27 protein-coding genes are annotated in these 26811 nt (G+C 65.2%); 10 read left to right on the top strand and 17 right to left on the bottom strand.

Features of this window, described 5'->3' with window-relative positions; translation table 11 throughout:
- Positions 1-145: 145 nt before the first annotated feature.
- The 8 genes from AC27VE_RS25740 to AC27VE_RS25705 form a co-directional block, all read right to left on the bottom strand.
- Positions 146-955: a transporter substrate-binding domain-containing protein gene (locus AC27VE_RS25740; RefSeq protein ID WP_006224650.1), complete on the bottom strand. Its 810-nt coding sequence runs from the start codon at positions 953-955 to the stop codon at positions 146-148.
- A gap of 81 nt (positions 956-1036) precedes the next feature.
- Complete coding sequence (locus tag AC27VE_RS25735; protein WP_006224651.1) at positions 1037-1765, bottom strand: amino acid ABC transporter ATP-binding protein; 729 nt, start codon at positions 1763-1765, stop codon at positions 1037-1039.
- Entirely contained in the window at positions 1749-2396 is a 648-nt protein-coding gene (locus AC27VE_RS25730) for an amino acid ABC transporter permease (protein ID WP_006224652.1), read from the bottom strand. Before AC27VE_RS25730 ends, AC27VE_RS25735 begins: the two co-directional genes overlap by 17 nt.
- 9 nt (positions 2397-2405) lie before the next feature.
- A complete protein-coding gene (locus tag AC27VE_RS25725; protein ID WP_006224653.1) occupies positions 2406-3089 on the bottom strand; it encodes an amino acid ABC transporter permease in 684 nt (227 codons plus the stop codon).
- A gap of 122 nt (positions 3090-3211) precedes the next feature.
- The gene (locus tag AC27VE_RS25720) at positions 3212-3976 is read right to left on the bottom strand and encodes an SDR family NAD(P)-dependent oxidoreductase (RefSeq protein ID WP_006224654.1); all 765 of its coding nucleotides are present in this window, start codon (positions 3974-3976) and stop codon (positions 3212-3214) included.
- Between the two features lie 48 nt (positions 3977-4024).
- Positions 4025-5092 (bottom strand): tagatose 1,6-diphosphate aldolase, encoded by a 1068-nt coding sequence (locus AC27VE_RS25715; protein WP_488705360.1) that lies wholly within the window; start codon positions 5090-5092, stop codon positions 4025-4027.
- Positions 5089-6021, bottom strand: a complete 933-nt coding sequence (locus tag AC27VE_RS25710; protein WP_488705359.1) for a PfkB family carbohydrate kinase — start codon at positions 6019-6021, stop codon at positions 5089-5091. The genes AC27VE_RS25715 and AC27VE_RS25710 overlap by 4 nt, the downstream gene beginning before the upstream one ends.
- Positions 6018-7193 carry a fumarylacetoacetate hydrolase family protein gene (locus tag AC27VE_RS25705; RefSeq protein WP_006224657.1) on the bottom strand — a complete coding sequence of 392 codons (1176 nt, stop codon included), beginning with the start codon at positions 7191-7193 and terminating at the stop codon, positions 6018-6020. The genes AC27VE_RS25710 and AC27VE_RS25705 overlap by 4 nt, the downstream gene beginning before the upstream one ends.
- 121 nt (positions 7194-7314) lie before the next feature.
- Between AC27VE_RS25705 and AC27VE_RS25700 the strand changes: the two genes are divergently transcribed.
- The 5 genes from AC27VE_RS25700 (at position 7315) to proB (ending at position 11547) form a co-directional block, all read left to right on the top strand.
- A complete protein-coding gene (locus AC27VE_RS25700; protein WP_488705358.1) occupies positions 7315-8073 on the top strand; it encodes an IclR family transcriptional regulator in 759 nt (252 codons plus the stop codon).
- Between the two features lie 282 nt (positions 8074-8355).
- Complete coding sequence (rplU, locus tag AC27VE_RS25695; protein ID WP_006216228.1) at positions 8356-8667, top strand: 50S ribosomal protein L21; 312 nt, start codon at positions 8356-8358, stop codon at positions 8665-8667.
- Between the two features lie 34 nt (positions 8668-8701).
- On the top strand, positions 8702-8962 hold the full coding sequence (gene rpmA, locus AC27VE_RS25690; RefSeq protein WP_006224659.1) for a 50S ribosomal protein L27: 261 nt from the start codon (positions 8702-8704) through the stop codon (positions 8960-8962).
- 256 nt (positions 8963-9218) lie between these two features.
- Positions 9219-10355: a GTPase ObgE gene (gene obgE / locus AC27VE_RS25685; protein WP_088588741.1), complete on the top strand. Its 1137-nt coding sequence runs from the start codon at positions 9219-9221 to the stop codon at positions 10353-10355.
- Between the two features lie 55 nt (positions 10356-10410).
- Positions 10411-11547 (top strand): glutamate 5-kinase, encoded by a 1137-nt coding sequence (proB, locus tag AC27VE_RS25680; RefSeq protein WP_488705357.1) that lies wholly within the window; start codon positions 10411-10413, stop codon positions 11545-11547.
- Here proB and AC27VE_RS25675 read toward each other — a convergent pair.
- Positions 11470-12267 (bottom strand): transcriptional regulator, encoded by a 798-nt coding sequence (locus AC27VE_RS25675; protein WP_488705356.1) that lies wholly within the window; start codon positions 12265-12267, stop codon positions 11470-11472. The two genes, proB and AC27VE_RS25675, sit on opposite strands and share 78 nt — an antisense overlap.
- Positions 12268-12367: 100 nt before the next feature.
- Between AC27VE_RS25675 and AC27VE_RS25670 the strand changes: the two genes are divergently transcribed.
- Positions 12368-12796, top strand: coding sequence for a helix-turn-helix domain-containing protein (locus AC27VE_RS25670; RefSeq protein ID WP_088588739.1), 429 nt, complete (start codon positions 12368-12370; stop codon positions 12794-12796).
- A 113-nt stretch (positions 12797-12909) separates the two neighbouring features.
- Here AC27VE_RS25670 and AC27VE_RS25665 read toward each other — a convergent pair whose 3' ends face one another.
- The gene (locus AC27VE_RS25665) at positions 12910-13467 is read right to left on the bottom strand and encodes a SecDF P1 head subdomain-containing protein (protein WP_006224664.1); all 558 of its coding nucleotides are present in this window, start codon (positions 13465-13467) and stop codon (positions 12910-12912) included.
- Positions 13468-13795: 328 nt separating this feature from the next.
- On the opposite strand from AC27VE_RS25665, the gene thiC reads away from it, so the two are divergent.
- Entirely contained in the window at positions 13796-15709 is a 1914-nt protein-coding gene (gene thiC, locus AC27VE_RS25660) for a phosphomethylpyrimidine synthase ThiC (RefSeq protein ID WP_488705355.1), read from the top strand.
- 1265 nt (positions 15710-16974) lie between these two features.
- Here the strand turns inward: thiC and AC27VE_RS25655 are convergent.
- The 7 genes from AC27VE_RS25655 to gpmA form a co-directional block, all read right to left on the bottom strand.
- Positions 16975-18387, bottom strand: coding sequence for an FAD-binding oxidoreductase (locus AC27VE_RS25655; RefSeq protein ID WP_427958425.1), 1413 nt, complete (start codon positions 18385-18387; stop codon positions 16975-16977).
- Positions 18384-19103 (bottom strand): FadR/GntR family transcriptional regulator, encoded by a 720-nt coding sequence (locus AC27VE_RS25650; RefSeq protein ID WP_488705354.1) that lies wholly within the window; start codon positions 19101-19103, stop codon positions 18384-18386. The genes AC27VE_RS25655 and AC27VE_RS25650 overlap by 4 nt, the downstream gene beginning before the upstream one ends.
- An 82-nt stretch (positions 19104-19185) precedes the next feature.
- Positions 19186-20382, bottom strand: coding sequence for a GGDEF domain-containing protein (locus AC27VE_RS25645; RefSeq protein ID WP_488705353.1), 1197 nt, complete (start codon positions 20380-20382; stop codon positions 19186-19188).
- Positions 20383-20521: 139 nt separating this feature from the next.
- Positions 20522-21277: a HesA/MoeB/ThiF family protein gene (locus AC27VE_RS25640; protein WP_488705352.1), complete on the bottom strand. Its 756-nt coding sequence runs from the start codon at positions 21275-21277 to the stop codon at positions 20522-20524.
- Positions 21274-22719, bottom strand: a complete 1446-nt coding sequence (locus AC27VE_RS25635; RefSeq protein ID WP_006224670.1) for a S41 family peptidase — start codon at positions 22717-22719, stop codon at positions 21274-21276. Before AC27VE_RS25635 ends, AC27VE_RS25640 begins: the two co-directional genes overlap by 4 nt.
- An 85-nt stretch (positions 22720-22804) precedes the next feature.
- Positions 22805-24397, bottom strand: coding sequence for a murein hydrolase activator EnvC family protein (locus AC27VE_RS25630; protein WP_488705351.1), 1593 nt, complete (start codon positions 24395-24397; stop codon positions 22805-22807).
- 7 nt (positions 24398-24404) lie between these two features.
- Complete coding sequence (gene gpmA, locus AC27VE_RS25625; protein WP_006224672.1) at positions 24405-25157, bottom strand: 2,3-diphosphoglycerate-dependent phosphoglycerate mutase; 753 nt, start codon at positions 25155-25157, stop codon at positions 24405-24407.
- Positions 25158-25341: 184 nt separating this feature from the next.
- Here gpmA and AC27VE_RS25620 point away from each other — a divergent pair, with 184 nt between their 5' ends.
- The 3 genes from AC27VE_RS25620 to secB are packed head-to-tail and all read left to right on the top strand — an operon-like array spanning position 25342 to position 26651.
- Positions 25342-25764 carry a rhodanese-like domain-containing protein gene (locus AC27VE_RS25620; protein WP_488705350.1) on the top strand — a complete coding sequence of 141 codons (423 nt, stop codon included), beginning with the start codon at positions 25342-25344 and terminating at the stop codon, positions 25762-25764.
- A 50-nt stretch (positions 25765-25814) separates the two neighbouring features.
- Complete coding sequence (gene grxC, locus AC27VE_RS25615) at positions 25815-26072, top strand: glutaredoxin 3 (protein WP_088588734.1); 258 nt, start codon at positions 25815-25817, stop codon at positions 26070-26072.
- Between the two features lie 39 nt (positions 26073-26111).
- The gene (secB, locus tag AC27VE_RS25610; protein WP_006224675.1) at positions 26112-26651 is read left to right on the top strand and encodes a protein-export chaperone SecB; all 540 of its coding nucleotides are present in this window, start codon (positions 26112-26114) and stop codon (positions 26649-26651) included.
- Positions 26652-26811 lie beyond the last annotated feature (160 nt).

Here is a 26811-nt window from a genome sequence, read left to right as displayed (position 1 = left end):
CGACAAGTGAAACGAGCCGCGTGGGGGCTCTTACCGCTGGGCCCGCCACGTGCGGCGGGGGATTCGACCAGCGATTATACGGGGTGTTACGGGCAGCAGGCGGGGGCAGCCCCCGCCCCCAGCGGCGTTCCGCCTGCCTGTCCCCTTATTCGGCCGCCAGCTTGCCCGGATCGATGTCCACCCCGTGATAACGCTTGTAGATCTCGACCAAATTGCCGTTGGCCAGGTTCTTCTTGACCCAGTCATCCAGCCAGGCCTGCAACTTGGGTTCCTGCTTGCGCAGCGCAATGGCCAGCGGGAAGGACTTCATGACGAACTTGGTTTGCAGATCCGCCTTGGGATCGGTCTTTTTCAGTTGGGTGATCAAAGGCATGGACGACGCATACACCTGCAACTGGCCGCTGCTGATGGCGGCAGTCGAGGTGGGGTCGTCGTCAAAGCGCACCACTTTGACGTTGGGCACGCTGGCCACGCCGCGCGTCAGCTCCTGGTCGTTGACCGTGCCGCGGGTCACCGCCACCGATTTGCCCGACAGGTCCGCATAGGACTTGATGTCCATGGCAGCAGGCGCGGCCACAATGGATTGCAGCTCGGCGTACGGCGTGCTGTAGTCGATCACTTTCTTGCGTTCATCGGTGATGGACAGGGCCGACACGACAATGTCGGCCTTCTTGGACAGCAGGTACTGCACGCGGTTGGGCGCCGTGACCTGGACGATTTCCAGTTCCACGCCCATGTCCTTGGCCAGCAGGCGGGCCGTTTCCACGTCGGAACCCACGGGCTTGAAGTTGGCGTCCATCATGCCGTGGGGTGGATTGCCCACGTCGATGGCCACCAGGATTTTCTTGCGTTGCTGGATCGTGTCCAGCGTGTCCGCCACCGCGGACTGCGCGGCCACCGCCAGGGCCAGGCCCGCGGTCACCCCGAACAACAGGTTTTTCAGCTTGAAGGACATGCTTGTCTCCTGGTCGAATAATCGACATCTCGTTGTTGTGCGCGGCCCGACGCCAGGCCGCGGGTGCTGCGTTTGAATGGTTTACAGCCCCGACCCGACGAAGCTCCTCAACTCCGGCGTGGCAGGTTGGCGCAGGATCTCGCGCGACCCCGACTCGTGGATCTGGCCCTTGTGCATGAAGATGACCTGATCGGCGATGCGCGCGGCAAACGCCATTTCGTGCGTCACCAGCAGCATCGTCATGCCCTGGCGCGCCAGTTCCTCAATGGTTTTCAGCACTTCACCCGTCAACTCGGGATCCAGCGCGGAGGTGACTTCGTCGAACAGCATCACCTGGGGCTGCATCGCCAGCGACCGCGCGATCGCCACCCGCTGCTGCTGTCCGCCGGACAATTGCTCGGGGTAAGCCGAGATCTTTTCTTCCAGCCCGACCTGCGCCAGCACCTTGCGCGCCAGCTCGCGCGCCGTCTTGCGGTCGGTCTTCTTGACCCAGCGCGGCGCCAGCGTGATGTTCTGCTCGACGGTCAGATGCGGGAACAGGTTGTAGCTCTGGAACACGATGCCCACGTCCTGGCGCAGGCGCCGCAGGTCGGTGCCCTGGTCACTGACGCGATGGCCGCAGACGACGATTTCGCCTTGGTCGATGGATTCAAGCCGGTCGATGCAGCGCAGCGCCGTGCTCTTGCCCGACCCGCTTTTGCCGATCAGGGCAACCACCTGCCCTTTCGCGACGTCGAAATTCACGCCATTGAGCACCGGCGTTTCGCCAAAGCGCTTGTGGACGTTCTGGAAACTAACGATGGGCGACATTCAATCTCCTTTCCAGGCGGCGGCTCCACCACGACAGCGGGAAGCACAGGCAGAAGTACAGCGCCGCGATGATCATGTAGGTCGTAAACGGCTGAAACGTCGAGTTGTTGATCATCTTGCCGATGTACGTCATCTCGGCCATCCCGATGACGGACGCGATCGACGTGTTCTTGATGATCTGCACCATGAACCCGACCGTGGGCGGGGTGGCGATGCGCAAGGCCTGCGGCAATACCACCAGCCACAGGCGCTGGGTGCGCGACAGCGCCAGGCAATCGGCCGCCTCCCACTGGGTACGCGACACGGCCTGCAGGCAGCCGCGCCAGATCTCGCCCAGATAGGCGGCGGAAAACAGGGTGATGCCGATGGATGCGGCCACGATGGGCGGCACTTCAAGGCCCACGATAGGCAGGCCGAAGTACAGGACGAACATCACGATCAGCAGCGGCGTGCCTTGAATCAGCTTGACGTAGCAGCTGGCCAGCCAGGCCACGGGCGCGCTGCGTGAAATGCGACCCAGGGCCACGACGAACCCCAGCGAACCCCCGATGATGAAGCCGATGAGCGACAGGCCCACCGTCCACATCATGCCGTTGAGCAAGGCGGCGAAATGCGCGGATGAAATCCCCATGCCGCGCTCCTAGAGGCTCGTGCCCAGACGGCGCAGGCGGGGGAACACCAGTTGCCCCACCGCCCAGAACAGGCCGCGCATCACGAACGACAGCGCCAGGTAGATCACCGCCACCACCAGGAACACCTCAAAGGACCGGAAGGTGTCGGACTGGATGCGGCTGGCGATACCGGTCAGTTCTTCGGCAGAGATCTGCGACGCGATGCTGGTGCCCAGCATCAGCAGCACATACTGGCTGGCCAGCGCGGGATAGACCTTTTCGATCGCCGGCGGCAGGATCACCTTCAGCACTACCTGCCAGCGCGCCAGGCCCAGGCAATCGGCGGCTTCCGCCTGCCCCTTGTGAATGGACTCGATGCCGGCGCGGATGATCTCGCTGGAATAGGCACCGATATTGATGGTCAGCCCGATCACCGCGGACGCGGTCACCGAGAATTTCAAACCGATGGAGGCCAGGCCGAAGAACACCACGAACAGCTGCACCAGCAGCGGCGTGTTGCGGATCACTTCCACGTACACCGCCACCAGCGCACGCAGCCACGCCGAACGCGAGGTGCTGCCCACCGCGCACAGCGTGCCCAGAAGAAAACCCAGGATCGTCGCGAGGACGGACAGCTCCGCCGTCATCAACGCGCCTTCCATCAGCATGGGCCAGTACTGCCCCAGAAAGCTGAAATCGAAGTCGTAGTTCATGTCTCTCTTTCTATTCTGTCGCCGATCTTTGCGGCAATCCAGCACGCCACGCGCCATGCGCGGTCACGCCGGCGGGGCGCGCCGTCTATCGAGCGCGTCCCCGCCTGTCCCGCCGGTATCGCCTACGCCATGAATTGCCCGCCGTTGACTTCCAGCACCTGGCCGGTGATGTAGCCGCTCATCTTGTCGGAGGCGAAAAACACGTAGGCGCCCACGCATTCCTCGGGCTCGCCGATATAGGCCATGGGTATCGTCTTGCGCATGTTCTCCAGGATTTCCGGGGTGGAGTAGCGCTCATGGAACGGCGTGGAGATCACGCCGGGCGACACCCCGTTGACGCGGATCTTGGAACCGGCCAATTCCTTGGCAAGGTTGCGCGTGGCGTTCAGGACAAAGGCCTTGGCGCCCGCGTACAGCAGCGCGCCGGGACCGCCGCCGTTGCGCGCGGCCACCGAACTGGTGTTGATGATGCTGCCGCGTCCGGCCTCGCGCATGTGGCGTGCAGCGGCTTGCGAGGCCATCACAACCGAGCGTACGTTCAGGTCCAGCACGGCGTCATAGGTGTCGTCGTCGATCTGGTCCAGCGGGACGCGCTTGACCAACGCGCCGGCGTTGTTAACCAGTACGTCCAGCCCGCCGAGCTTTTCAGCGGCCTCGTCGACCACGCGGGTCGCTTCGGCCGACTTGCTGACGTCGCCGCCCACCAGGTGGCAGACGCCGCCTGCGGCCTTGATATGCGCGGCCACGGCCTCGGCCTGTTCACGGCTGGCGTTGTAATGCACGGCCACGGCCGCGCCCAGGCGGGCGTACCCCACGGCGACGGCGGCGCCGATGCCGGTGCTGGAGCCGGTGACGAGGATGCGGCGGCCTTTCAGATCATCAATCATTGCTGTTTCCTTGCGTGTCTTGTTATTCAGTACGATGGGCCTGGATGATCAGGCGCGTTTGGCGATGGCGGGATACGCGGACGGGAACGTAAAGCCGCCCGCCTCCAGCGCCGGCCCTTGTTCGCCATACAGCGGCGCGTTGTGCCAGGGCGTGGCCATCTGGTCCGTCATGCGGTTGATCTGTTCCATATAGCCCACGCCCTCCTTGCCCAACTGGCCCTCCATGGCCGCCAGGTCGGGGTACTGATTCAGGAACGCCTGCCACCAGATGGCGCGACCCGCCAGGAAGCCGCTGGCGCCCGCCTTGAAGGCGTAATGCAGCACACGGCGGAACTCTTCCATGCCGGCGCCAGCCGACAACATCACCCAGGGCTTGTCGATCAGTTGCCCCATGCGGTTGAACCATTCCTGCGCACCGGCGACCGCGTCGCCGCCGGCCTCGGGTTCGGGCAGGTGGTTGGCCGCCAGCGGGCTTTCCAGCTTGTAGATATCCACGCCGTACTTGGGGTCGGCAAAGTCGCGCACGCTTTGCAGCACCAGCTCGGGGCGCTTGTCCTTGTGCTCGATGTAGTCGGTCGTGTGGTCGGCGGCGCCCGCAAACGGGTACACCAGCAGTTCCAGCAGGAACGCCAGGTCATATTGCTTGCACGCCTGGCCCACTTCCTCCACCAGCTTGTGCTGATGCGCGCGCACCTCGGCCGAGACATCCGGCCGGTACCACAGCAGGAGCTTCACGCCGTCGGCGCCAGCGCGTTTGATCTTCTCGACGCTCCAGTCGCGCATGACGAAAGTCTTCCTGCCCTCGGGTGATTCTTCGAAGGCGAAGTCTTCCAGCGTCAATAGCAGGCCGGGCGCGGCCGGCAGCGCATCGAACGATTGGCTGTAGCCGTAGTCAGGATCGATCAGCACGGCGCTGCTCTGCCCGCCCAGCGCCTTGACCAGCGAACGCTTCACGCTGCCCACCCGCTCGTAGGTGGCGCTGTCGGCGCCCAGCTTTTGATTGATGGCCTTGATGATCGGCGGACGCTGGTCCGCCGCCATCATCTTGAATCTGCCGTTGGCATCCGCCAGACGACGCAGGGCACGGAACTTTCCGGCCGACAACGAACCGCTCATGAATACTCCTTGCATGCGCCTTCGGCGCGGTGATGATGGGCAAATGCTTCCAATTCGGCGACGGTGGGAATGCTGGCCCCGCCGCCCCAGCGCGCGCACTTGGCGGCGGCGACCAGGTTGGCGTAGCGGGCGCATTCGCGCGCGTCCCGCCCCTGGGCCAGGGCCAGCGCGTACGCGCCGTGAAACACATCGCCGGCGGCCAGGGTGTCCAGCACGCGCACCTTGACGCCGGGTTCTTCGTGATAGCCCTCGGCGTCGACCCAGGCGCAGCCCTGCTCGCCCCGGGTCACGCCAACGACCACATGGCCGCCGCGCCCGAATACGGCGCGCAGGCCCTGCTCCGCCGGCAGATCGCCCACGGCCTGGGCCAGCGCCGGTTCGGAAAACAGCACATGGGTGGCCAGCGGCACCAGGTCGGCCAATGCCTGCGGGTCGGACGTCAGGTCGGCGTCCAGCACCGACGGCACGCCGGCCTGGCGGGCCGCCGCCAACACGGCGCGTGATGCCGCCGGCCAGCGCACGTCCGCCAGCACGGCCTCGTGCCGGGCCACATCATTGAGCGGCAGCCAGGCGGCATCGGCATCCAGCGCCGGGTCGGCAAACACCCACAGCATGCGTTCGCCGTCGGGTGTCACGCCCACGGCGGACGTGCCCGACCGCGCGCCCGCCACGCGGCGCACGCGGCTGGCGTCCACGCCGTTGCCCGACAGCTCGGCCACGATGCGGTCGCCCTGCATGTCGCCGCCCACCCGCGCCCACAAGGTGGCGCGGCCGCCCTGGCGCGCCACGGTGATGGACCCGTTGGCGGCAGGGCCGCCGACGCAGGCGGAAAAGTCATTGGCGAAAATCTTGGTCGGCCGCGCGGGGAACTGGCCCAGCGCGAAGATCTGGTCGTACACGGCGACGCCCACGCACAGGACGCCGCTCATGCCGCCGGCCCTTCCGGGTACAGGCCCCGCTCGGCCAGATTGCCGTACAGCGCGCGCACCCCGAAGGTCCAGGGCGCGATCTCGGTGGACAACTGCACCTCGTTGACCAAGGCGCCGATGCGCTCGGAGGCAATCACGACGCGGTCGCCCAGCTTGTGCGTGAATCCCGTGCCCGGGCCCTTGCGATCCTGGCTGGGCGAGAACATCGTGCCCAGGAACAGCATGAAGCCGTCGGGATACTGGTGGTGCGCGCCGCAGGCCTGGCGCACCAGATCCAGCGGGTCGCGGCTGATTTCGCGCATGTGGCTCACGCCATCCAGCTCGAAGCCGTCCGTGCCCTCGATGCGCAGCGAGACGTCGGCCTGGCGCACGCTATCCATATTGAAGTCGCCGTCGAACAGCCGGATGAAGGGGCCGATGGCGCAGGATCCGTTGTTGTCCTTGGCCTTGGTCAGCAGCAAGGCGCTGCGGCCTTCGATGTCGCGCAGGTTGACGTCGTTGCCCAACGTGGCACCCACGACCTCGCCGCGGCTGTCCACGGCCAGCACGATTTCGGGTTCGGGGTTGTTCCACTGCGATTCGGGCAGCACGCCGATCTGCGCGCCAAACCCGACTGACGCCATGGCCGGCGTCTTCGAGAAGACTTCGGCATCAGGGCCGATGCCGACTTCCAGATACTGCGACCACTGGCCACGTTCGACCAGTTCGGTCTTCAGCTTGGCCGCCTCTGCGGAACCGGGCCGCAGCCGCGACAGGTCCGACCCGATCAGCGCCTGCATCCGCACCCGGATCTCATCGGCGCGGCTGGCGTCGCCGCCGGCTTCTTCCTCGATCATGCGTTCCAGCAGGCTGATGGCGAACGTGACGCCGGCCGCCTTGATCGGCTGCAGATCGCAAGGGGCCAGCAGGCGCGGCCCGTCGCTGTTCCGCAGGGAGGCGGCCATCAGGTCCCGCACATCGCCCAGCGATTCCCCTTGCGCGCTGCGCGCCAGCACCACGCGGTCAGGACGATCCAGCAGATCCGACACGGTGGGCGTCACAGCGGTGATGTCGAAGACCTCGCCGTTGCGCACCACCACCACGCTGGGACCGTTGACCGGCCCCGGACGCCAAACCCGACCCACGAGCAGCGCCCGCGGCAGATCGGAAGGCAGTGTGTTTCCTTCGTTCATTTGTCTCCTCGCTTTATGCCTTCTGTGCGGCATTCAAGTGATGTGCGACGAGTCTAGGGGAATTCATTTATCATGTCCAACATTATGAATAAGAGTCCAACTCATTGGACAAAAGGGATCAATGGCCACTGAATATGACGTCCCCGCCATCCGGCGTGCGCATGAAATCCTGCGGGTGCTCGCCAGCAGCCGCACTCCGGTCAAGGCTGCCGATCTGGCCCAAGCCTGCCAATTGGCCAAAAGCACGCTGTACCTGCTGCTGGACTGCCTGGAGCACCGCCGCTGGATCGAACGCAAGGACGGCGGCTATATCGTGGGCATCGAACTGATGGCGCTGGGCTTTGCCTACCTGCGCCACGACGGCCTGCAAGCCGCCTTCCACGCGGCCGCCAGCGATTTCGTCGCCCGCTGCAACGAGGTGGTGCAACTGGCCGTGCTGGACGGCTTCGACGTGGTCTATATCGCCCGCGAAGACGCCCGCCGCCCCGTCCGGCTGGTGTCGGAACTGGGCATGCGCCTGCCCGCCCACGCCTGCGCCCTGGGCAAGGCGCTGCTGGCCAACCTGGACGCCGACGCCCTGGCCGCCTGTGTGCCGGCTGAGTTGCCGCGCGTCACCGACCGCACGTTGGCCACCCGGGAGGCGCTCTACCAGGAACTGGATCTGGTGCGCCAGATGGGGCTGGGCCAGGATCTTGAGGAAGTGGCGACGGGCCTGGTCTGCTACGCGGCCTACATCGGGGTCACGCCTTTGGGCAAGCGGGTGGCGGTCAGCACATCGATCCCCACCGACCGCCTGGACGACGCCCACCGGCGCGACGTGATGGAAGGCATCCGCCAAGTGGCGCGCGACATCGCGTTGCGGGTGATTCCCGCGGCTTGAAGCCTGGGCGCCACACCTAAGCCCTTAGCCTGCAACGGCTTTTTGACTTTTGAAAAGTCCCGGGCTAATATCCTGGATTCGGTCAGCAATGCCCGAATTACGTCGGTTGTTCGCGTAAACCCTCTGGGTACTTTCCAAGCACTAAGCTTGAAAGCACATAGGCGCTTTCCTTCTTGCCAGGTTCTGGCATCAAGACATGAAAGCGATCTTTCCAGGGCGGCAATCCCACCCAGCAGGGCGGGTCGCGCGGATAGACCCATTTACCTATTTAAGGAACACCCCATGTACGCGGTCGTAAAAACCGGTGGCAAGCAGTATCGCGTTGCCGCTGGCGAAAAACTCAAGATAGAACAGATACCGGCAGACATTGGGCAAGAAATCACCCTGGACCAAGTGCTGTCCGTGGGCGAAGGCGACCAACTGAAAGTTGGCACGCCCCTCGTCTCCGGCGCTGTGGTCAAGGCAACGGTTCTTGCGCAAGGCCGCCACGACAAGGTCAAGATCTTCAAGATGCGCCGTCGCAAGCACTATCAGAAGCGTCAGGGCCACCGTCAGAACTACACCGAAATCCGCATCGAAGCCATCACGGCTTAAGAAGCGACTCGGTACCACTTAGCAGGAGCTAAACATGGCACAGAAAAAGGGCGGCGGCTCTACGCGAAACGGACGCGACTCAGAATCAAAGCGTCTGGGCGTCAAGACCTTCGGCGGTGAACTGATTCCCGCTGGTTCGATCATCGTGCGTCAGCGCGGTACTCGCTTCCACGCTGGCGTGAACGTCGGCATGGGCAAGGACCACACCCTGTTCGCGCTGGTCGACGGCAAGGTTCAATTCGGCTTCAAGGGCGCATTGAACAAGCAGACCGTTTCGATCATCGCTGCCGAGTAATCGGACAAGCACGGTCAGCGCAACGCGGTTTACCGCGTTGCCGAACGGCAAAAGCCCTGTCGCATGCGGCAGGGCTTTTTTGTCGCCGGGCCGCCCCAAGACAAAATGCGGCCCCCTTGGGGGGTAGCAAGCACACGAAGTGTGTGCAGCGTGGGGGGCTTTTTTGTTTTAGGGCAATTGGCGAGTAAGCTTTCCAATGCCTCCTGGCGGCGCCCCCTGGGCGCCTGCCCCATTACCCACTACACGCGCAAACACCATGAAATTCGTAGACGAAGCCACCATTGAAGTGGTCGCCGGCAAAGGCGGCAATGGCGTGGCGAGCTTTCGCCGCGAAAAATTCATCCCCAAAGGCGGCCCGGACGGCGGCGACGGCGGACGCGGCGGCACCATCTATGCGGTAGCCGACCGCAACATCAACACGCTGATCGACTTCCGCTACGCGCGCCTGCACCGTGCCAAAGGCGGCGAGAACGGCCGCGGCTCCGACCAGTACGGCGCAGCCGCCCCGGACATCACCTTGCGCGTGCCCGTGGGCACGGTCATCCATGACGCCGAAACCGGCGAAGTCCTGTTCGACCTGGACACGCACGAGCAGAAAGTCGTGCTGGCCGCCGGCGGCCAGGGCGGCATGGGCAACATCCATTTCAAGTCCAGCCTGAACCGCGCGCCCCGCCAGTGGACGCCCGGCAAGGAAGGCGAACACCGCTACCTGCGCATGGAACTGAAGGTGCTGGCGGACGTGGGCCTCCTGGGCCTGCCGAACGCCGGCAAGTCCACGCTGATCACCCGCATCTCGAATGCGAAGCCGAAGATCGCGGACTACCCGTTCACCACGCTGCACCCCAACCTGGGCGTCGTGCGCACCTCGCCGTCGCGCAGCTTCGTCGTGGCCGACATTCCGGGCCTGATCGAAGGCGCCTCCGAAGGCGCGGGCCTGGGCCACTTGTTCCTGCGCCACCTGGCGCGCACCCGCGTGCTGCTGCACCTGGTGGACGTGTCCACGCCGGATCCGGACGCCGACCCCGTCGAGCAGGCCGTGATCGACGCGCGCGCCATCGTTGAAGAACTGCGCCGCTACGACCCGGAACTGGCGGAAAAGCCGCGCTGGCTTGTTCTGAACAAGCTGGACATGGTGCCGGACCCCGAAGACACCAAGCGCCGCTTCCTGGAGCTCTACGACTGGAAGGGCCCCGTGTTCGCCATTTCCGGCCTGACGGGCGAAGGCACGCAAGACCTGCTGTACGCGCTGCAAGACTACCTGGACGCCGAGCGCGAAAAGGAATACGTGTCGCGCGACCAGGCTGAGGGCACCTACGTGGCGCCGGACCCCCGCTTTGACGACACCCGGTCGGATGCCGACAAGCCCGCCGCGCCGCGCGCCGGCGACGAATAAGCCATAATCGCAGTCCTTACGATTACGTCTTTTTTCGCCGCAGCCGGCGCCCATCATGTCTGCTGAAACACCCGCCGTTTCCGTCGTCACCCACGCCCAGCGCCTCGTCGCCAAAGTCGGCTCGTCGCTGGTCACCAACGAAGGCCGAGGCCTGGACCGCGCCGCCGTCGCGCACTGGGCCGCGCAGATCGCCGCCCTGCACAAGCAGGGCAAGCAGATCGTGCTGGTCTCCAGCGGCGCCATCGCGGAAGGCATGGCGCGGCTGGGTTGGCGCAAGCGCCCCTCCGTCATGCACGAACTGCAGGCGGCTGCGGCCGTAGGCCAAATGGGCCTGTGCCAGGCCTACGAAGCGGCATTCGCCGAGTACGGCCTGCGCACCGCGCAGATCCTGCTGACCCACGAAGACCTGGCCGACCGCCACCGCTATCTCAACGCTCGCAGCACGCTGTTCGCGCTGCTGCGCCTGGGCGTGGTGCCGATCGTCAACGAAAACGACACCGTCGTCACGGACGAGATCCGGCTGGGCGACAACGACACGTTGGGCGCACTGGTCACCAACCTGATCGAGGCCGACACGCTGATCATCCTGACCGATCAGCGCGGCCTGTACGACTCCGATCCCCGCAAGAACCCCCAAGCCAAGTTCATGTCGCATGCGCAAGCCGGCGACCCGTCCTTGGAAGCCATGGCCGGCGGCGCCGGCAGCGGCATCGGCACCGGCGGCATGCTGACCAAGGTGCTGGCGGCCAAACGCGCGGCCCACAGCGGCGCGCACACCGTCATCGCCTCGGGCCGCGAACGCAACGTGCTGACGCGCCTGGCCCAGGGTGAATGCATCGGCAGCGAATTGCGCGCCGTGCTGCCCGTGTGGTCCGCCCGCAAGCAATGGCTGGCCGACCACCTGCGGCTGCGCGGTCGCGTCGTGCTGGATGACGGCGCCGTGCAGGCGCTGCTGCGCGAAGGCAAGAGCCTGCTGCCGATCGGCGTGACGGAAGTGGAAGGGGAGTTCGGCCGCGGCGACGTCGTCGCATGCGTGGACAGCCAGGGGCGCGAATGCGCCCGCGGCCTGATCAACTATTCGTCGGTGGATACGCGGCGCATCCTGCGCCAGCCGTCATCCCAGATCGCCCGCATCCTGGGCAGCATGACCGAACCCGAGCTGATGCACCGGGACAACCTGGTCGTGCTCTAAGGGCTTTCCATACACGGCGTTTCGCGCAGGGTTCCAGCCACCCTGCCGCGTCGTGCCCGGGTCGTGCTGCAGGAAGATGTAGCCCCACCCGCGAACGGCGAGTACCGGCAGGTCGATATCAAGGCGGCGCGCCTTGCTGCGCAGCCGCGACACCAACACATCGACGCTACGCGCACCCTCTTGCGGGTTGCCTGGAAAGAACCGTTCGCGCCGCAGGCATTGGCCGGGCGCATTCAACAGGCGGATAAAAAAAGCACGCTCGGTCACGGTAAGCGGCAGCCGTTCACCGGCGGGCCCGGACAGCATCCGTTCGCGTCCAAGCACGCGCCACGCCGGCCCGTCGGTCGCCGGCGGCAGCAACCGTCGGCGCACATTGCGCAGCAACGCATCCCACTCGGGCGCTTCCATACGCACAGAGCTATAGGCATCCACGCCGGCCTCCAGGGCCTCGACACGTTCGCGCGGCGTGGCAGCGGGCGCCTGCCACACCACTACTGCATCCGGCGCCGCACGACGCAACGCGGCAATCAGCTGCGGCATCCGTTTGCCCCGGCCACGCAGCACCATCGCATCGGCATCCTCCGTCTGCAGGCGCTCCAAGAGTTCGGCCGGCGATTCGAACGCGCTGACCTGCCATTGGAATTCACGCAAGGCAGCGACGAAATTATTGTTCGTCATTTCATCAAGTTGCACGACGAACACATTGCCCCGTTCCTGCATGCCCACATACCTCTAGAATTATTACTTTAGTGATTCTTATAGCCACCAAAGTGGATGACGAGCAAGCTTCAATCGATGCGTGAAGACATTTTCAGACCGATTGAAGCAAGCCCGTCTTCTGCGTGGCCACACGCAGAAGACGCTCGCGCGTCTGGCGCGGATTTCGCAAAGTGCAATCGCCAGTTACGAAAGCGGGCTTCGGCACTCCAGCCGGTCCGTACGCAAGCTAGCCCAGATTCTGAAAATCGAAGCGGAATGGCTTGAAACCGGCAAGGGCCCCATGGAACTGCCCATGGAAGGCTATGACCTGTCCGATACGCTTCCGCCGGCCGGCGTTGCCGAGACCATGCCGCGCCTGCCCAAGCGGCGCCGTCCGCATGCGCCCTGGCCTTATCCCAATATCGCGCCGTCGCTGTTCGACGGGCTGTCACCCGAAGACCGCGTGCAACTCGAAGCGCTGACGCTGACTTTCATCGAAACCGCGCACGCCCGCCGCGCCGTCAAGCCACGCGGACGCAAGCCGGGCTGATCGCCGCATCGCCCTGCCCCGAATACCTACGCCTGTCACGGGCAAAAAAAATCCGCATCGTTCGATGCGGATTTTTTTATGTCTTGCGTAAGCGGGGCAGGCCCGCCTGAAGATCAGGGCTTGGGCGCGGGCGCCGTACCGTTTGCGGCCGGAGCCGGTGCGGCATCGCCACGGATCTTGGCAGCGATTTCAGAGGCGGCCTGGGCCGATGCCACGCCAAATGCCAGCACGCCGCGGTTCAGCGGTTCAGCGATGCTGGGGGCCGCGACCAGTTCCTGATCGATCACCAGGGCCAGGCGGTTGCCGACGTTCTTGGTGCTGACGTCCGTCAGCTTGCGTGCACCGGCTTCCGAGAAGCGCAGGCCCACGAAGTTTTGGCCTTGGCGATCCACCAGCGCGGCGGCGTCGGTCAGGTCAGCGCGCGTCAGCACGGGCGTCTGCTGCATGTAGAGCTTGCCGTCAGGCAGCGCGATTTCGCGCAAGCCCGGCGCGGGCTGCTGCTGCGCCAGGTAGAAGTCCACCGACGAGGCGGTGGCCGGCTGCGTTGCCTGCTGGCCGGCTTCGGGCGTGGCCGCGGCACCGGACGACTTCGTCGGGGCGGTCTTGCAACCTGCTAGCGCCAACGTCACAACAACCAGGGCGGGCGCCAATTTGCGTAGGGTCAGTTGCATGCTCGATTCCTTCTTAAGTGGGCTGGTCCCGACAAGACGACTGCCTGCCGGGCATTTCATTGAAAAAGTGTACCGAACCTGAATGACACTGTCGCCCCAGACTGAATCCAAATGTAAAGCAGTAATACCAGCCCTCCTCGCAGTGGCTCTATACTTCGCTTTCGCGCAGGGGTACTCGTCCCGCCTTTCCGGCAGGACGTGTTGAGAGAGTCCCTTCGTACCAGTACGGATAATGCCGATGCTGGGAGCCGTATTTCCGCCACGTGTCCCCGCACGCCTGGCGGAAGTCCATTCCCGATCGGCTCCAACAACTCGCTTGGAGCTTTCCATGAACGCCAATCCCAAATTCCTGGCCGCTACCGCCGAAGTCGACGCGGCGGCCGTCGCACCGCTGCCCAAATCGCGCCGCGTGTATGAAACGGGCTCGCGCCCCGACATCCGCGTCCCTTTTCGCGAGATCGAGCAGGACGACACGCCGACAATGTTCGGCGGGGAAAAGAACCCGCCACTGACGGTCTACGACTGCAGCGGCCCCTACACCGACCCCGACGTCAAGATCGACATCCGCCGCGGCCTGCCCGAACTGCGCCGCGCCTGGATCGAAGAACGCGGCGACACGGAAGTGCTGTCGGGGCCGACCAGCGACTACGGCCGCGAACGCCTGACCGATCCCAAGCTGACGGCCATGCGCTTCGACCTGCAGCGCCCGCCGCGCCGCGCCAAATCCGGCGCCAACGTATCGCAGATGCACTATGCGCGCCGCGGTATCGTCACGCCCGAGATGGAATACGTGGCGATCCGCGAAAGCCTGCGCCGCGAGCACTATCTGCAAACGCTGCGCGACAGCGGCCCCGACGGCGAAAAGATGGTTAAGCGCCTGCTGCGCCAGCACCCCGGCCAATCGTTCGGTGCCGCCATCCCCGCCGCCATCACGCCGGAATTCGTGCGCGACGAGATCGCACGCGGCCGCGCCATCATCCCCGCCAACATCAACCACCCCGAAGTCGAGCCCATGGCGATCGGCCGCAACTTCCTGGTGAAGATCAACGCCAACATCGGCAACTCGGCCGTCAGCTCCGGCATCGGCGAAGAAGTGGAGAAGATGACCTGGGCCATCCGCTGGGGCGGCGACACGGTGATGGACTTGTCCACCGGCCGCCACATCCACGAAACGCGCGAATGGATCATCCGCAACTCACCCGTGCCGATTGGAACGGTGCCGATATACCAGGCGCTGGAAAAGGTGGATGGCAAGGCCGAGGACCTGACGTGGGAGATCTTCCGCGACACGCTGATCGAACAGGCCGAACAGGGCGTGGACTACTTCACGATCCACGCCGGCGTGCGCCTGCCGTTCATTCCGATGACGGCCGACCGCATGACCGGCATCGTCTCGCGCGGCGGCTCGATCATGGCCAAGTGGTGCCTGGCGCACCATAAGGAAAGCTTCCTGTACGAGCGCTTCGAAGACATCTGCGACATCATGAAGGCCTACGACGTCAGCTTCTCGCTGGGCGACGGCCTGCGCCCGGGCTCGGGTTACGACGCCAACGACGAAGCCCAGTTCGCCGAACTGAAGACGCTGGGCGAACTGACGCAGGTCGCCTGGAAGCACGACGTGCAGGTGATGATCGAAGGCCCCGGCCACGTGCCGATGCAGATGATCAAGGAAAACATGGAGCTGCAGCTGGAACACTGCCACGAGGCGCCGTTCTACACGCTGGGCCCCCTGACGACCGACATCGCCCCCGGGTACGACCACATCACCTCCGGCATCGGCGCCGCGCTGATCGGCTGGTACGGCACGGCGATGCTCTGTTATGTGACGCCGAAGGAGCACTTGGGCCTGCCGAACAAGAAGGACGTGAAGGACGGCATCATCACGTACAAGATCGCCGCCCACGCCGCCGACCTGGCCAAGGGCCACCCCGGCGCCGCGATCCGCGACAACGCCCTGTCAAAAGCGCGCTTCGAATTCCGCTGGGACGACCAGTTCAACCTGGGCCTGGATCCGGACACCGCCAAGGAGTTCCACGACGAGACGCTGCCGAAGGACTCCATGAAGGTGGCGCACTTCTGCTCGATGTGCGGACCGCATTTCTGCAGCATGAAGATCACGCAGGACGTGCGGGATTACGCGGCGGCGCAAGGGGTCAGTGAGAAGGATGCGTTGCAGAAGGGAATGCAGGAGAAGTCAGTGGAGTTCGTTAAGAAGGGGACTGAGGTTTATCAGCGGCAGTAGGGTTTTTGTTGGTGATGGCGTGCGGCGGGGGTCGAGTTCTTTAGGCGTCCGTCGCGTTGGGGGTCTGGGGTACGAGGGGCAACGATTGCGGTCCGGAGCCTTCGCTCCGGACTGCCCCGTCGTCATCTTCGTCACTGCCTGCGGCAGCTCCTTCAGATTCCCTCGGGCTTATCGACGCCCCTCGCACCCCAGACCCCCAACACACCGGACTCCACTAGCCGAAATCTCATGGCGGCTGGGGAGATCGGCGTGCTTAAGGTTCTTCTCCACGGCGGGGCGTGGTGGAAGATCTTGCGGTGCCCGCTCCCGGCCGGCCGCGCGAGCGGCCTTCGGGCGCTTACGCATCGTCTTGCGTCGTCGCGTGTTCCGCTTCGCGTGTGAGTGCAAGGATGCGAATCATGTTCCGTAGGATGGGTGGAGTGCGTTCCGGTTTACGCAAGTACACGCAAGGCATGCCGCACGTAACCCATCATCGATGCATGCCGACACGATGGGTTGCGCGCGGCATGCGTCCTGATTCTTATGCCGCATTTGCCGCGCTCCACCCATCCTACGATTGACGAGCAATTCGTCAGAGGAACGACACATCGCCGGATCCCATCACCGGCCTCCCATTTAGACGGGTGGCGCGCGGGCGGCCTTCGGGCGCTTACGCATCGTCTTGCGCCGTCGCGTGTTTCGCTTCGCGTGTGGGTGCAAGGATGCGGATCATGCTCTGTAGGATGGGTGGAGTGCGTTCCGGTTTACGCAAGTACACGCAAGGCATGCCGCACGTAACCCATCATCGACGCATGCCGACACGATGGGTTGCGCGCGTACAGGTCTGGACAAGCAAACAGCTATCCGCCGTGCGCCACCCGTCGCTCCACCCCCCCCACCGCGGGGCCAATAGAAAACCACTCGCCCCCCGCGCGCAAGCGACTACCACCCCGACGCATCAACGACGCGTATGCCGAATGCGGCCGCCCGCGCGGACGCATTCGGCGGGCCCCGAAAATCTCGTCAGTAAACAGCGCTCCAGCAGCGCATCGAACTCAGACGGCGCAGCTCGTCGCCGGGGTCGGGTGGGTGGCGCGCAACCTTGATGCGCCCGAGGGAATCTGAAGGGAAGGCCGCAGGCCTGGACGAAGATGACGACGGGGCCGTCCGGAGCGAAGGCTCCGGACCGCAATCGCGGGCGCGCGCCACCCACCCGACCCCGACGACGAGCGTCCCACGAAGCCACGACAACGCGACGAACCCCCAAGCAGCAACCGACAACACCCCTACAGCAACTTCCCCGGATTCATGATCCCCGCCGGATCCATCACCTTCTTGATCTCACGCATCAACCGTAACTCCACGGCATCTTTGCTATGTAGGAAATGTTCCCGCTTCAGCTGCCCGATCCCGTGTTCCGCGGAAATGCTGCCGCCATAGCGATTCACTTCATCAAGAACCGCATCCGTGATCGCCGCGCCATTCACCGCCACCCAGTCGCGATCGGCGCCTGCCGGGCGTGACAGGTTGTAGTGCAAGTTGCCGTCGCCGAAGTGGCCGAAGATGAACGGGCGGATATCCGGGTACAGCGCGCGCACGCGCGCTTCTGCCGACACCATGAAATCCGGGATGCGCTCGATCGGCAGCGACACGTCGTGCTTCAAGTGCGGGCCGTCGGCGCGTTGGGCTTCCGAGATTTCTTCGCGCAACTTCCACAGCGTTTGCAGTTGCGACAACGACGCCGACACCGCAGCATCCAGGCACAGGCCGCGTTCCAGCGCCGTGCCGATCACGTTTTCCAGCAGCGTCGTCAGGCCCGCCTCGTCCGCCGTATCAGCCAGCTCCACCAGCACATAGGCCGGGTAGCGCTGATCGAACGGCTCTTGCACGCCTTCCGCATGCGTCAGCACCAGGTCCAGGCAGTCGCCCGAAAAGTATTCGAACGCCTGCAGCCGCGCGCCGCATTGTTCGAACAGGATCTCGAACAACTGCAGCGCCTGCGCGGGCGACTCCACCGCCGTCAGCACCACCGAACGCACATCGGTACGCGGAAACAGGCGCAACGCCACTGCCGTGATCACGCCCAGCGTGCCTTCGGAGCCGATCAGCAACTGCTTCAGGTCGTAGCCGGTGTTGTCTTTGCGCAGCGTACGCAGGCCGTTGAAGATCTCGCCCGTGGGCAACACCGCCTCCAGGCCCAGCACCAGTTCGCGCGCCATGCCGTAGCGCACCACGTTCACGCCGCCGGCGTTGGTGGCGACGTTGCCGCCGATCTGGCTGGAGTCTTCCGCCGCCAGGCTCAACGGCAGCAGGCGTCCGGCGTCCTGCGCCGCGCGGCGCAGGTTGCCCAGGATGGCGCCGGCTTCAGCCACCATCGTGTTGGCTACCGTGTCGATGGAACGCACGGCGTTCATGCGGTCCAGGCTAAGCACCACGTTTTTCGCGCTGCCATCCGGCGTGGCGCCACCGCACAGGCCGGTATTGCCGCCGCGCGGCACCACCGGCACGCCCTCTTGCTGGCACAAGGCCAGGCAGGCGGCAACGTCGGCGGTGGTGCGCGGACGCACGACTGCCTGGGCGTGGCCGTTGTACAGGCCGCGCCAGTCGGACAGCCAGGGCGCGATGTCCGCGTCGGCGGTGTAGACGGTGTCAGGGCCCAGGGCCTGGGTCAGGCGTTGAGTGAAATCGGATGCGCTCATGGTGTCTGCGTTGCCGCGGAAAAGAGGGGATCGAGTTGCAGGCGGCTGGCCGCCTGCTGCAAATGGAAGACCGCCGCCTGGCGGGCCTGTTCGGGATTGCCGGCGCGGATGGCCTCGAAGACGGCGACGTGCTCCTGATGCACGGTCGCGGTCAGGCCGTCCTGCAAACGGCTGTTGGACCGCGCAGTGCGTACCGCCAGCCGCAGTTGCAGGTTCAGGTACTGCAGCAGTTCTTGATAAGTGCTGTTGTGCGTCGCCGCGGCAATGGCCAGGTGGAACGCCACGTCGTGTTCCACCCCTTGTTCGGGATGTTCAAGATGGGCCTCCAGGGCGGCCAGCGCCTCGGCCATGGCGGCAAGATCGGTGGCGTTACGGCGCAGGGCCGCCAACGCGGCCGCGCCGCCCTCCAGTTCCATCCGCAATTCGTAGACGTTGGCCAGCTGGGCGCGGTCCACGCCGATGCCGCTGGACACCTGGAAGCCCTGGGCGCCCGTGCGCGACACCACCGTGCTGCCGGAACCCTGGCGGCTTTGGATCATCCCTTGGGCGCGCAGGCGTTCGGTCGCTTCGCGGATCACGGCGGCGCTGACGCCGTACTGCTCGGCCAGGATACGACCAGGCGGCAATTTGGCGCCCACGGGATGCACGCCGTCGGCGATGTCTGTCGCGATCTGGCGGGCGACCTGTTCGGTCAGGGTCAGGGTCTTGGTCAGCATGGATCGATTATAGGGCTACTTTTCAGGTTATCTGATAACTTTAGGCCAAAAAAGCCACTGATGACCTGCCCGGCCGCGCCTATCAAGCCGTGGCAGGCTCTCCGTTGCCGCTGGAAAGCGTGGCGTCTTCGACTTCGGCGCCCCCGACGATCTCGCAGCAGCGGCCGCCCCGCGCCTTGGCGCGGTACAAGGCGGCGTCCGCCGAATCCAGGGCGGCCTGCGGGCTGCGATTGGCCGCCGAAATGATCGAAATACCGATCGACAGGCCCACGCTGACCCGCGTGCCGTCCGCCAGCGCAATCGGCTGGGAGGCGTCGCGCAGCAAGTGTTCACCCAAGCGCAGCGCCGCCGTGGCGTCGATGCCGGTCACCAGCACGATGAATTCGTCGCCCCCGATCCGGGCCGCCACGTCATCCACCCGCAGCATGCCGCGCATGCGCTGGGCGATGGTGGTCAGCACCTGGTCACCCGCGGCATGGCCATAGGTGTCGTTGATCCGCTTGAAATCGTCCATGTCCATGTACAGCAGCGCGGCGTGGCTGTCGTGCCCGCGCGCACTGGCGCACACCCGCTCCAACGCCACCTGCAGGCCGCTGCGGTTGGCCAGGCCCGTCAGCGCGTCTTCGCTGGCGCGGCGCTCGCTGTCGCGCTCGGCCAGCATGGTGGACACCAGGATGCGGTTCAAGCGATGCGAGGCGATGCTCATGCTGACCAGATAGAACGGGATCTGGATGAAGACGATGGCCGTGACGTATTCGCCCGTGAACAAGGCGCCCAGGCACATGGGCCCCAGGCTCAGGAAGATCATGGCGCCGACCAGCCGGGGCGCGCCGTAGTTACGAAAGCAGATGCCGCCGGCCATCGCGCCGCAGGACACGCCCGCCAGCGTGGCGGCCAGCCAATCCCCATTGAGGAAGGTGATGAACACGCCGTAGCCCACGCTGAACGCCCACAGCAGCGCCAGCAGGATGTAGAGATCGGTATGGGTGTTGCCGCCTTTGGGCGCGGCGCGCAAGGCGGACCGCAGGATCGTGACCCGGATGATGGCCAGCACCAGCTCGAGTACCAGCCACGAGATGTACAGGGGTTCAGGGCGACGCCAGGTGACCACGCCGGAAATCATCAGGGTATTGATGACCCCGCCGGCAAAGATGGGAAGCGTGCCGAACAGGCTGGCGATCAGCGCCGCGCGGATATCGGGAGGCGTGTCTTGCCCGGCGTGCGTCAACCACCGCGTCAGGCGCCACCGGGGCAAGCTGAACTTCAGTCCTGTTTCCACACCGTCACGTCCATCGCCATCACCAGAATTAAGTAGGCTGGCTGGCGTTATAGCAGGTATTTCAAGCCTTTAATATTGTCCCCGAGGGCAATAAGGCCACGGCGTGAGACGAATTTTCGCTTGGCGTGAGACGGCTGGGTCAGTGCCCGCGATGGCCGCAGACCGCGCATTCCGGGTCGCGCTGGACGTTGACGCTGCGCCATTGCATGGTGCGCACGTCCAGCCACAGCAGGCGCCCGGACAGGCTTTCGCCCACGCCGGACAACAGCTTGAGCGCTTCGGCCGCCTGCATGCTGCCGATGATGCCGACCACCGGCGCGAACACACCCATCGTGGCGCAGTTGGCTTCCTCGACGTCGTCGGCTTCCGGGAACAGGCAGTGGTAACAGGGCGAGTTGTCGTCGCGCAGGTCATAGACGCTGACCTGCCCGTCAAAGCGGATCGCCGCGCCGGACACCAGCGGCTTGCGATGCTGCACACAGGCGCGATTGATGGCGTGGCGGGTGGTGAAGTTGTCGGTGCAGTCCAGCACCAGGTCGGCTGCGGCGACGGCGTCGGACAGCGCCTGGTCTTTCAGGCGCTCGACGCGGGCATGGACCTGCGCTTGCGGGTTGAACGCTGCCAGCATGTCGCGCCCGGACTCGGCCTTGGGGCGGCCGACGCTGGCGGTGGTGTGCAGGATCTGGCGTTGCAGGTTGCTGAGCTCGACTACGTCGTCGTCAGCCAGGGTGATGTCGCCCACGCCGGCGGTGGCCAGGTAGAGCGCAGCGGGTGAACCCAGTCCACCCGCCCCCACGATGAGCACACGCGCCGCCAGCAGTTTTTCCTGCCCTTCGATTCCAAGCTCGTCGAGCAGGATGTGGCGGGCGTAGCGCAGCAGTTGCTCGTCGTTCATTTGTCCTTGCTGGGCTCGACTCCGGTCGGCGTGATCTTCATGCGCGTGGGCGTGCCGCCGCCGGCCTTGGCGTCAGCCTTGGCTTGCGCGCGGGCCGAACCCTTTTGCACCGGCTTGCCGGCCAGCACGTTCAGCGCTTGCTGCAGCTGGAAGTCGTCCTTGCCGCCGAATTCGAACACCTTGGTCGGAACGTCGACGTTGTCCTGGTCAGAATTGGACTTCACTTCGTTCGACGTGCCCGGGTTGGACAGGTGGCGTTGCAGGTCGGCTTCGCGCGGCAGGCGGAACAGGTCGCCGTCGGCCGTATCGGCAACGACGTAGTCCGGTTCGATGCCCGTGGCCTGGATGGAACGGCCGTTGGGGGTGAAGTAGCGCGACGTGGTCAGCTTGACCGCGGTGCTTTCCGACAGCGGCAGGATGACCTGCACCGAGCCCTTGCCGAACGTGCGGTTGCCCAGCACCTTGGCGCGCTTGTGGTCCTGCAGCGCGCCGGCCACGATCTCGGAAGCCGAGGCCGAACCGACGTTCACCAGCACCACCATCGGCACCGTCTTGGTCCAGGCCGGCAGGCCCGCCAGGTAGTTGCTTTCACCGCGGGCGTATTCCGACGGCGTGGCCAGGTACTTGTGGCGAGCATCGGGCGTGCGGCCGTCGGTGGACACCACCAGGGCGTCGGCCGGCAGGAAGGCGCCGGACACGCCGATGGCGCTGGTCAACAGGCCGCCCGGGTCATTGCGCAGATCCAGAACCAGGCCCTTGAGCGGCTCTTTGGCGCCCAATTCCTTCAGTTCCTTGGCAAGGTCCGAACCGGTTTTTTCCTGGAACTGCGCGACGCGGATGTAGCCCACGCCGTTGTCCAGCATCTTGCTGCGCACGCTGCGCACCTTGATGATGTCGCGGACGATCTTCAGCACGATGGGCTGGGGACGGTCGGCGCGCATGATGGTCAGCGTGATCGGCGACTTGGGTGCGCCGCGCATGAGCTTGACCGCGTCGTTCAGCGTCATGCCCTTGGTGGGCGTGTCGTCGATCTTGATGATGAGGTCGCCGGCCATGACGCCAGCGCGCGCGGCGGGCGTGCCTTCGATCGGCGAGATCACCTTCACGAAGCCGTCTTCCGCGCCGACCTCGATGCCCAGGCCGCCGAACTCGCCTTGCGTGGCCGTCTGCATTTCGCGGAAGGCGTCGGCATCCAGATAGGCGGAATGCGGATCCAGGTTGGAGACCATGCCCGAAATGGCATTGTCGATCAGGGTCTTGTCGTCGACCGCTTCGACATAGTTGTTCTTGATGGCCGCGAAAACACTGGTCAGTTGCCTGAGCTCGTCCAGGGGCAAGGGACTGCCGCGCTGGGCGACGGCTGTCACGCCAACACTAAGCAATACGCCAGCCACCGCGCCGATGGCAATCAGACCGAAACCGCGAAACTTACGAGTGCCCATGCACACTTCCCGAATTTTGTTTTCGCCGATGGGGTTTGGTAATTCACCAACGGTTTTTTACCAACGACAATTTTGCCAATGCCCCTTACTGGGCCAGCCACTGGGCCGGATCCACAGGAGCGCCACGATGGCGAATTTCAAAGTATAGGCCGGATTCCACTTGGCCGCCGGTTGCCCCTACCGTAGCAATAGTATCGCCACCTGTCACCGAATCTCCCACTCGCTTGAGCAGACTTTGGTTGTAAGCATAGACGGTCAGGTATTGCTGGCCATGATCCACAATGATGAGGTTGCCGAAGCCGCGCAGCCATTCCGCGTAAACGACCGTGCCTGGCGCCACCACCTTGACGGGGGTGCCTTCCGGCGCGCGCAGCACCACGCCCCGCCAGACGCCGCCATCCGGGCGGTCTACCCCGAAACGGCCCTGCACCTGCCCGCGCACCGGCATGGCCAGGCCATGCTTCAAGCCGTTGCCGCCGCCAAGCGGGGTGGCACGGGAGGCCTGCTGGGCCGATGCACTGCGGGTTGGAGTGGTTTCGGCTTCGACTGGTTCCGCCTTTTTGGGGGGATCCGCGGGTTTTGCCGGGGCCGGCGTGTCGGCCGGGTCGGTCAGGCGGGTGTGCCGCTGTTCAGCCGGACGTAATCCGGCGGCATCCGGGTCGGCCACGGCGACCGGGCCGCGGTTTTGGCGCGACGCCGCTTCCACCTGTTCGCGGGCCTGGGCGGCTTCGCGCGCATCGCGGCTGTCGCGGTCACGCCGGGCGGCGTCGTCGGCCGCCAGCTTGCGGTCCGCCTCGGCCTTCTTGCGGGCGTCGTCCGCGCGGCGTTGCGCCTCGGCGCGCTTTTTGGCCTCTTCGGCGGCGCGCCGGGCTTCTTCCACCCGGCGGGCTTCCTCGGCTTTCTTGCGCGCCTCTTCGGCTTTACGCGCCTCTTCGATCTGCTTGGCGATCGCCGCGTCCAGGTCGGTAATCAGGCGCGACAGGCGCTGGTCGTCCCGGCCTAGCTTGTTGGCTTCGGCGCGCTGGGCGGCGATCTGCCCTTCCAGCTGCGCCAGCAGCGTAGCGCGTTCCTTCTGCTGGCCGACGAGCGCGGTCTTCTGCTCGGACGTTTCGGCCACGACTTTTTCAATCTCGCTGCGACGCGCGTCGGCGCGGGTCTGCAGCGCCGCCAGGCGTTCAATGTCGGCCCGTAGCGCCTGCACGGCGTTGGCACGGGCCTGGGACACGTAGTCCAGATAGCCCAGATTGCGGCCCAGCACCTGAGGATCGTCGCCGGACAGCAGCGCCGTCCAGGGCGACAAGCCGCTGGTGTACTGGGTGCGCAACTGGTCGGCGAGCTCCGCGCGGCGCTTTGCCAGCACCACCTCTTGCGCGCCGATCTGCTTTTCCAGGCCGGTCAGGTCGGCCTGCGCCTGGCGGTTGGCCTCGGCCAGCTCCCGCAAGCGCAGGTTGATCTTGGAAATGGAGGATTCCGACTGCTTGAGCGCGTCGGCCGCTTCCTTTCGGGCAGCCTCGCGGCCGTCGATATCCTTTTGCAGGTTTTCGATGCGGTCCCGCAAGGCGGCCTGCTGACGTTCGGCGTCGGACTGGCGTCCGGCAAGGTCGTTGGGCGCAGCGCGAGCCGATAGCACCCCACCGGTCAACATGACCGCCAACAACACCCCTGCCGTGCGACGCATAGAAATATCAGTCCTTCTTAGCCTTACCCTGGGCGGCTACCGCTGCCATGGCCGCCTCGATCTCGGCGGCATCGCCCAGATAATAGTGGCGGATCGGACGCAGGTCATCATCCAATTCGTAGACCAGCGGCTGGCCGGTAGGAATGTTCAGGTTGACGATGTCGTCATCGGACACATTGTCCAGGTGCTTGATCAGGGCGCGCAAGCTGTTGCCGTGGGCGGCGACCAGAACCTTGCGGCCGGCGCGGATGGCCGGGGCGATGGAATCGTTCCAGAACGGCAGCACGCGTTCCACGGTGTCTTTCAGGCACTCGGTGGCCGGCAGCTGGTCGGCCGGGATCTTGGCGTAGCGGCTGTCGAAACGCGGATGGCGCTTGTCGTCCAGCGACAGCGGTTCCGGGGCGATGGCGTAAGCGCGGCGCCAGATCAGCACCTGCTCGTCGCCGTACTGGGCGGCGGTTTCAGCCTTGTTCAAGCCCTGCAGGGCGCCGTAGTGGCGTTCGTTCAGGCGCCAGTTCACGCCCACCGGGGTGTACATGGCGTCCATGGCGTCCAGCGCGATCCACAGGGTGCGGATGGCGCGCTTGAGCAGCGACGAATAGGCCAGATCGAAGGTGTAACCCTCTTTCTTCAGCAATTCACCGGCCTTGCGGGCCTGTTCACGGCCGGTTTCGGTCAGGTCGACGTCCGTCCAGCCGGTGAAGCGGTTTTCCAGATTCCACTGGCTTTCGCCGTGGCGCATCAGAACAAGTTTATGCATGGTTTGGCACGCTTTCCGCGCGGGTTAAAGTTAAGGGATGGTTAAAGAATGCGCTCATTTTATAATTGAGTGATTTTGCCCTTGATTTTGCCCCGGCGCACCCGTCCATTTCCCTGGCGCGGCACCTAAGGGAAGGCCAAGGGTTCGCCCCTACCAGGCTTGTCGCCGTACTTCAGGATGCCCCGTGGATCTTCTGCAATTCTTGCTCGATAAAAACAACGTCTTCATCGTCGCCGTCGCCGTCATCTCCGGCGTGATGCTGGCCATTCCGGCCCTGCGCAAGGGACGTACCGGCTCGGCCGTCAGCACCGGCGAAGCCATCCAGATGGTCAACCAGCGCAACGCCGTCTGGGTCGACGTGCGCCCCGCCGAGCAATTCCAGGCCGGCCACATCGCTCAGGCCCGCAACGTGCCGGCCGCCGACATCGAACAGAAGGCCGCCTCGCTGCCCAAGAACAAGCCGCTGGTCGTGGTTTGCGACAATGGCCGTGATTCCGCCCGCGCCGCCGCCAAGCTGCGTGCGCAAGGCTTCGCCGACGTGGTGCCGCTGGATGGCGGCATGCGCGCCTGGTCGACCGCCAGCCTGCCGGTCACCCAGAAGGGTTGAACCGGGGCGCCCGTCCCCTTCCCTTTCCCTACCGAATCGCAGGAGCGCCTATGAATAAAGTTGTCATGTACAGCAAGGACTATTGTCCTTATTGCGCGCGCGCCAAGGCGCTGCTCGAGCAACGCGGCGTGACCGACCTGGAGATCATCCAGATCGACCGGGACCCGTCCCAGCGCGATGTCATGATCGAACGTACCGGCCGGCGCACCGTGCCGCAGATCTTCATCGGCGATACCCATGTCGGCGGTTGCGACGACTTGATGGCCCTGGACCGCTCGGGTGGCCTTGCCCCCTTGCTCAACGGCTAATCGCCTCATTTTTGCCCCCTCCCACCAACGGAAACACTCATGGCTGATCAAGACCAAAACACCCAGCAAGAAGGCGGCAACGACGCGCCCTCGTTCAATCTGCAACGCGTCTACCTGAAAGACCTTTCGCTGGAAATGCCGAACGCGCCCCACGTCTTCCTGGAGCAAGAAGCGCCCCAGGTTGAAGTGAGCATCACCGTGGGCGGCCAGCGTCTGGCCGAAACCGTGTTCGAGACCACGGTCACCGTCACCGTCACCACCCGCATCAACGACAAGGTCGTGTACCTGGTCGAAGGCACGCAAGCCGGCATCTTCGAAGCCGCCAACATCCCGGAAGAGCAGCTGGATCCGCTGCTGGGCATTGTCTGCCCGACGATGCTGTACCCGTACCTGCGCGCCAACATCGCCGACGCGATCACCCGCACCTCGATGCCGCCGCTGCACCTGACGGAAGTGAACTTCCAGGCCCTGTACGAGCAACGCCTGGCCGAGCTGCAACAGCAGCAAGGCGCCGCCAACGGCAATGGCGCCGGTAGCGACTCGGGCATCATCCTGCCCCCCAGCGCCACCCGCCAATAAGCACGCCGCGCCCCGATGAACAATCCCACTGAGCCGCGCTTGCGCGTCGCCGTCCTGGGTGCGGGAAGTTGGGGCACCGCGCTGGGGGGGGGCGCCCCCCCCCCCCCCCCCCCCCCCCCCCCCCCCCCCCCCCCCCCCCCGCCCCCCCCCCCCCCCCCCC

This window comes from Achromobacter sp. 18P8.1.1 (assembly GCF_057799415.1).
This window is presented reverse-complemented; position numbering and strand designations above follow the sequence as displayed.

What these genes read in the sequence shown, in the direction of transcription:
- thiC (WP_488705355.1), top strand. Translation starts at nt 13,796, where the DNA reads ATGAACGCCAATCCCAAATTCCTGGCCGCTACCGCCGAAGTCGACGCG.
- AC27VE_RS25735 (WP_006224651.1), bottom strand. Translation starts at nt 1,765, where the DNA reads ATGTCGCCCATCGTTAGTTTCCAGAACGTCCACAAGCGCTTTGGCGAA.
- AC27VE_RS25705 (WP_006224657.1), bottom strand. Translation starts at nt 7,193, where the DNA reads ATGAACGAAGGAAACACACTGCCTTCCGATCTGCCGCGGGCGCTGCTC.
- AC27VE_RS25700 (WP_488705358.1), top strand. Translation starts at nt 7,315, where the DNA reads ATGGCCACTGAATATGACGTCCCCGCCATCCGGCGTGCGCATGAAATC.
- AC27VE_RS25725 (WP_006224653.1), bottom strand. Translation starts at nt 3,089, where the DNA reads ATGAACTACGACTTCGATTTCAGCTTTCTGGGGCAGTACTGGCCCATG.
- AC27VE_RS25710 (WP_488705359.1), bottom strand. Translation starts at nt 6,021, where the DNA reads ATGAGCGGCGTCCTGTGCGTGGGCGTCGCCGTGTACGACCAGATCTTC.
- secB (WP_006224675.1), top strand. Translation starts at nt 26,112, where the DNA reads ATGGCTGATCAAGACCAAAACACCCAGCAAGAAGGCGGCAACGACGCG.
- AC27VE_RS25640 (WP_488705352.1), bottom strand. Translation starts at nt 21,277, where the DNA reads ATGAACGACGAGCAACTGCTGCGCTACGCCCGCCACATCCTGCTCGAC.
- AC27VE_RS25675 (WP_488705356.1), bottom strand. Translation starts at nt 12,267, where the DNA reads ATGCAGGAACGGGGCAATGTGTTCGTCGTGCAACTTGATGAAATGACG.
- proB (WP_488705357.1), top strand. Translation starts at nt 10,411, where the DNA reads ATGTCTGCTGAAACACCCGCCGTTTCCGTCGTCACCCACGCCCAGCGC.
- AC27VE_RS25715 (WP_488705360.1), bottom strand. Translation starts at nt 5,092, where the DNA reads ATGAGCGGTTCGTTGTCGGCCGGAAAGTTCCGTGCCCTGCGTCGTCTG.
- grxC (WP_088588734.1), top strand. Translation starts at nt 25,815, where the DNA reads ATGAATAAAGTTGTCATGTACAGCAAGGACTATTGTCCTTATTGCGCG.
- rplU (WP_006216228.1), top strand. Translation starts at nt 8,356, where the DNA reads ATGTACGCGGTCGTAAAAACCGGTGGCAAGCAGTATCGCGTTGCCGCT.
- AC27VE_RS25665 (WP_006224664.1), bottom strand. Translation starts at nt 13,467, where the DNA reads ATGCAACTGACCCTACGCAAATTGGCGCCCGCCCTGGTTGTTGTGACG.
- AC27VE_RS25655 (WP_427958425.1), bottom strand. Translation starts at nt 18,387, where the DNA reads ATGAGCGCATCCGATTTCACTCAACGCCTGACCCAGGCCCTGGGCCCT.
- AC27VE_RS25720 (WP_006224654.1), bottom strand. Translation starts at nt 3,976, where the DNA reads ATGATTGATGATCTGAAAGGCCGCCGCATCCTCGTCACCGGCTCCAGC.
- AC27VE_RS25635 (WP_006224670.1), bottom strand. Translation starts at nt 22,719, where the DNA reads ATGGGCACTCGTAAGTTTCGCGGTTTCGGTCTGATTGCCATCGGCGCG.
- AC27VE_RS25650 (WP_488705354.1), bottom strand. Translation starts at nt 19,103, where the DNA reads ATGCTGACCAAGACCCTGACCCTGACCGAACAGGTCGCCCGCCAGATC.
- AC27VE_RS25740 (WP_006224650.1), bottom strand. Translation starts at nt 955, where the DNA reads ATGTCCTTCAAGCTGAAAAACCTGTTGTTCGGGGTGACCGCGGGCCTG.
- AC27VE_RS25630 (WP_488705351.1), bottom strand. Translation starts at nt 24,397, where the DNA reads ATGCGTCGCACGGCAGGGGTGTTGTTGGCGGTCATGTTGACCGGTGGG.
- gpmA (WP_006224672.1), bottom strand. Translation starts at nt 25,157, where the DNA reads ATGCATAAACTTGTTCTGATGCGCCACGGCGAAAGCCAGTGGAATCTG.
- AC27VE_RS25730 (WP_006224652.1), bottom strand. Translation starts at nt 2,396, where the DNA reads ATGGGGATTTCATCCGCGCATTTCGCCGCCTTGCTCAACGGCATGATG.
- obgE (WP_088588741.1), top strand. Translation starts at nt 9,219, where the DNA reads ATGAAATTCGTAGACGAAGCCACCATTGAAGTGGTCGCCGGCAAAGGC.
- rpmA (WP_006224659.1), top strand. Translation starts at nt 8,702, where the DNA reads ATGGCACAGAAAAAGGGCGGCGGCTCTACGCGAAACGGACGCGACTCA.